Source organism: uncultured Gimesia sp., assembly GCF_963972345.1.
Taxonomy (GTDB): Bacteria; Planctomycetota; Planctomycetia; order Planctomycetales; family Planctomycetaceae; genus Gimesia.
This window is the reverse complement of the sequence record NZ_CAXAVM010000306.1, coordinates 1-5031: the sequence shown is the minus strand read 5'-3', so window position 1 is coordinate 5031 and position 5031 is coordinate 1. Positions and strand designations below refer to the sequence as shown.

The following is a 5031-nucleotide window of genomic DNA, read 5'->3' as shown; positions in this document are numbered from 1 at the left end:
CTAATCACAGTCGGAGCTTGAAAAGCCCACCTTAAAGTCGAATATACTTTTAGCAGTGCATTGCGAGTAAGAGTTGAATTAGCTTTGCAAACCACTGGCTCAGTAAATGAATAGCCATTCGACCTAATCTAGAAGAATCACATTTGAAGATTTTCCCCATTTGGGCCCTTGGTACGGAATACTTCACTAATGTATGGGATGCCGCGTGATTGAAGCGATTTCCATTTTGTTATGTATTCATCAAGCTCTTTAAATGCCTTCACGAACTTATTTGAACGATCTGATTGTTTGTATGGAATGATTTCGTCTTCCATGTACGATGACCAAATTTCATCAAAAATTGGATTTGCCGAATATTCTACACTTGGGTTACTGATTTCAGCGGCGATGTAGTTGCCTTGACGGACGCCTTCACACACTTGTGGTGACAGATTCTCAATCATCGGAGGTGCTTCTTCAGATTTGTGAAGGATATCAATTTCTGCACCTCCAATAGAATGGAGATTCACACTTGTTAGGTCAATTTGCCCATCAATATACTGAGAACAGTATTGAGCAAGATTAGTCTTGAGGAACACGCTTGCATTTTCACTCTTTGTGAAGAATTGAGGGTGGGGGCCGAGATTCTTAATATTGAATCCAAGTGAATGTGCAAGAACCATTGGAATAGTTTTCATAGGTATAATATCTAAAGATGTAGCCCCAAAAAAGTAGAAGTGATCTGGTCGAAAAGAAATTTCCGGCAGTGGCAGATTTTTATCGAGCGAAATAATAAGTGTTACTTTTGAAGGAGCAAGATTGCGTAAGCTCGTCACATGCTGCACACCAGTGCCATACGAGGAATAAAACCAATGCCCGGATGGATTAAACGAAATAAGAGGTCCTTCCGATTCACCTGGATAGTTCAAAAAGGAATATTTTGAAAACCGATTGTGACTTCCTGGCAATTGTTCTGGTGCAAATACAAGACAGAATGCAATGAAATCTCGAGTTACATCAGCTAATAATTCGTCTCGAAATGGAATTGCATGTTCGATTGTATTAAATCGCTGCAGTGAAAGTGGAAACACGCCGTTACGATCAACCACCGCCACATTGGGACGCGAGACAGGTGTCGAAAGATCAATTCTATTTGGTCTATTTTCCCATGTTAAATTTCGGTTGTATCCTCTTGATGATGCGCATCTACCGATCGTTATTCCATTACATACAACTGCTGCACCTTTTCCATGAGTCCAAAATATTTGTCCAAACTCCTGACTCTCGATTTGATGCCAGTCATCGGGAAGTTCTTCCCCTGGCATTGGCACTGGAGTCACTTTGGCCAGCGAGGAGTTTGTGTCGATATATCGCTCGATCTGTGGAGAGTTCCATCTATACCAATCCCATTCTAACCCATTGTCCTGAGCTAGTCTCTTGTAGATTTCTTCAGAGATACTAATTGTTATTTTTGTGCCTACATTTTGTCGCTTTATCTTTCTGTATTCTATAAACTCATCATCAATTGACGCAGAAAAGGTGAGCGCCTGATCTTCTGGAGTTTGATAGTGCCTGGTTGTTACTGTGATTCGTTCTCCAAGTAAGAAGCCTGCTAAAACACCAATACCGAATCGACCTGATCGTGCAATATTTGGGGTATTTTTGATCTCGAAGTTCCTTTTCCAAGTTTCGGAATCACGGAAAGATGCACCAGCACAAAGAAAATAATTTTGGAGCACGTCTTCATTCATTCCGATACCAAAATCTTCTATCTCAAAAATAAATTCCTTACTATCGGCTTTTATACCAGCTCGAATTGGAAGTAGCGGTTCATCAGTTAGCTTATGTAATTCTTGAGTGGCATCTATAGAGTTTTGGATTAGCTCACGTATTCCAACTTCAATTTGATCTTCGTATAAAGGCCCTACCAATTTGTTCATCAGCTTGGCACCAGCTGTATGGAATTGGAACTTTTTTGGAATGAATATTAAAGAATTTCGCAGCGAAGATTCGTTATCAAAATTACTTTTCAGACGACGTATTGTAAGCCCTACTGATTTCAAATCAGGCTGTAAACTAAAAATTTCTCCTAAGACAGCCCATGTCAAATCGAGTTCTTTCTGAATGTCAGTAAATAGTTCGTGCAACCTTAGATATGTTCCGAGATCTTTGGGATTTGCTAAAACAAATAGTGCTTCAGAATCTTTTTCATCAATTCTCAAATCATCAATTGCTTGATGGGCACACCATTCTTTTTTCGAGATTGGGTTATGGATTGAACGAAGAGAGAGTGACATTGAAGGTGCGCGCTCACTTTCCACGTCAAGATAATCAGCTATTCTAAGAGCTGCCATCAGTAAGACGGGGTGCGTATCAAGGCACCTAATTTTGCCATGGTATTTCTCCTCAAGTGTCGAAAATGTATCCCTTAAACTGAGGTGATGACTACGAGCGATGAACCCAACTAAATAATCATGTTTACAACCATTTTGTATTAGCCTAATCGGTCTATCTTTACCGGGAAAACCAAATAGGGCAAACTCTTGTGCAAGCAGTGCATGATGTTTTCGAATGAATTCACCAATTAGCTTTCGTTGTTGCTTTGTCCAAGTGTCTGATGAATCGAGAGGAATAGGCTGCTGAACAACACTCTGTAGACTAATATTTGATACTGGGTTGACTTTATTACCAAGCACATCATCCAACTTCTTAGCATTCCATTTTTCAGCATCCATTACGAATTCTGTCCAAAGTGCTGGCCATTCTGTAGAAGTACACCATCCACCTTTCACAATCTGAATGAAACCATCTTCATTCAGATGCATGGCGATATCATGTAGTAATACGGCAGCAGTTAGAACGTACACATCTTCAGGAGTCATTTTATCTAATGCATCATTATTCAGGATTGATGCTGAACTATTTAGAACTCGTTGAAAGTGTGGTGTAGCGTGGTCTGTAAATTCTGGAAAGAATGTCAGACCTATAGTCGGGTCACCGATAATCTGCGAAGCGGTACTTAATACAGCAAGTGTCTTTGATTCAACATCATGTCCCTCGATCTTCGACTTAAAGACTTTGGGGAGCTTAAGAGTAATGCTCATTGTGTTCTCCACGTGGGCTTAAAAAGTCGAAGATTGTCATGCTAAATGATAAAACGCTGCCGCGTTGTCGTGAAACAGTTTTCGTTGAAACGTCTCTCCGCGATCCTGCACAATCCACAGGAGTGCCTGATACCAGCTTTCGAAGTCTGCCGTCAGCGTGCAGACGGGCCAGTCGCCGCCGAAGAAGACGCGGTCTTCTCCGAACGTATCCAGGCAGAAGTCGATGTTCTGTTTTAAGTCTGCAGGCTGCCAGGCTCCCCTGGTGGCGGTCGCGATGATTCCCGATATCTTGCAGAACACGCGATCGGATTCAGCCATCCGCCGCATCCCCGTTTCCCAGTCCGGGCGGTCCTGTTGCTGATCGGGCTGCACGCTCATGTTGCCGCAATGATCGATGATGAAGCGTGTCTCCGGGCAGGCGTCGACCAGCTCGACGGCGTCCTGAATCTCGGCCGGTCGCATACACAGATCAAAGCTCAAGCCCAGGTCTCCCAGCAGCCGGATATTTTCTTTGAATTGCGGCGTGAGACACATGCCCCGCGGACGATCGGGATCGTGCAGGATCGTTCTGACTCCCTTCATGAACGGATTGCCGGTAAACTCTTTCAGATAGCCGGCGAAGCTGCTTTCGCCGGGACAGCCACCGATGACGGCACCAGACATCGGATTATCGTCCGCCTCACATAATGCCAGCACGTATTGTGCTTCCTGCCGCTGTAAACCTGGGTGTACATTCACTTCCATATACACCGACTTCACCACAGGACAATTGCGGGTCGCTTCCCGGTAATCGGCCATGCGGAAGCTGTTTCGCAGGACGTCCATGCCGGGCAAATCGAGCCAGGGAAGCTGGAACAGGTCTAAATCCCAGAGGTGCTGATGCGTGTCGATAACGGGGATCGGATCCATGCGAGAGGTCTCCTGTGGGAACGGGAATGGAAGTCCTGTTTTACCCGGATTTCAGACCTATTGCAAATCAGAATTCGCCTCTGTTTACGCTGGTATTGCGTCTCTCAATAGGTTAGAAGTGAGCTTTAACCAGTCAGAGTTCTCGATAGTTTACCAGTTCGATGCAACCTTCCCCAACCCAACAGACTCCCCGAATCGAGTATGAACGGCGGCTTGAAGACCGATCGGGCAAGGTACAGGCACTGGTCAGACTAAGCGACCGCTATTCCACCTTGAGAGGCCTGGTATTTATTGCCGGGATCGCTGTTCTGCTGGCAGCGACGGTCTGGGGGGCACTCAGCCTGAAATGGATTGCCGCCCCGATCCTGGCATTCGTATTCCTGATTATTTTACATGCCCGCTGTATCCGTCGACTGAAACGGGCACGACAGGCGGAAACCTATTACCGCACTGCGCTGGACCGTTTGAATCACCGGTGGATCGATGTCCGACCTGCGGGAGAGGAATATTACGATCCGCAGCACATGTACGCTGGCGACCTGGATCTGCTGGGACGGGGCTCCCTGTTTCAACTGATCTGCTCGGCACGCACGAAACTGGGCGAAGAGACACTGGCCCGCTGGTTATTATCGCCTGCACAGGCCGAGGAAATCAGGGCCCGCCAACAGTCGGTCGAGGAACTGCGAAACGAACTCGATTTTCGCGAAACACTCGAACTGCTGGAGGCAGAACAACACGGCGACATCGAACAGACTCATCTGTCAGACTGGGTCCGACAGCCCCTCATTCAGATTCCTGCCGGCCTGAAATGGGCCTCAATGGTTACCGGCGTGTTTGCCGCACTGGCTGTCATCAGCTGGCTGCTGTCGTACTCGGGCATTGCTCCGATCTGCATTGCGATCATTATTCAGGTCTGCCTGTTATTCTGCATTGGCTCACGCATTCGCGAACTGTTGAACCAGACCGACGAAGTTCGTGACGGGCTGTCGGTGCTTGCGGATGTCCTCTCGTTGATTGAACAGCGGGAGTTTCATTCACC

3 protein-coding genes are annotated in these 5031 nt (G+C 46.1%); 1 reads left to right on the top strand and 2 read right to left on the bottom strand.

What is annotated here, in order from left to right; translation table 11 throughout:
- Positions 1 to 137: 137 nt before the first annotated feature.
- Both AACZ40_RS28120 and AACZ40_RS28115 read right to left on the bottom strand, forming a co-directional pair.
- On the bottom strand, positions 138 to 3083 hold the full coding sequence (locus AACZ40_RS28120) for an ATP-binding protein (protein WP_291168440.1): 2946 nt from the start codon (positions 3081 to 3083) through the stop codon (positions 138 to 140).
- Between the two features lie 36 nt (positions 3084 to 3119).
- Positions 3120 to 3992 carry an amidohydrolase family protein gene (locus AACZ40_RS28115; protein ID WP_291168442.1) on the bottom strand — a complete coding sequence of 291 codons (873 nt, stop codon included), beginning with the start codon at positions 3990 to 3992 and terminating at the stop codon, positions 3120 to 3122.
- 161 nt (positions 3993 to 4153) lie between these two features.
- Here AACZ40_RS28115 and AACZ40_RS28110 point away from each other — a divergent pair.
- Positions 4154 to 5031 (top strand): hypothetical protein (locus AACZ40_RS28110; protein ID WP_339676885.1); only part of this gene is annotated, 878 nt, incomplete at its 3' end.

Bases quoted from the DNA above. Each gene is read 5' to 3' on its own strand.
- AACZ40_RS28120 (WP_291168440.1), bottom strand. From the start codon at position 3,083: ATGAGCATTACTCTTAAGCTCCCCAAAGTCTTTAAGTCGAAGATCGAG.
- AACZ40_RS28115 (WP_291168442.1), bottom strand. From the start codon at position 3,992: ATGGATCCGATCCCCGTTATCGACACGCATCAGCACCTCTGGGATTTA.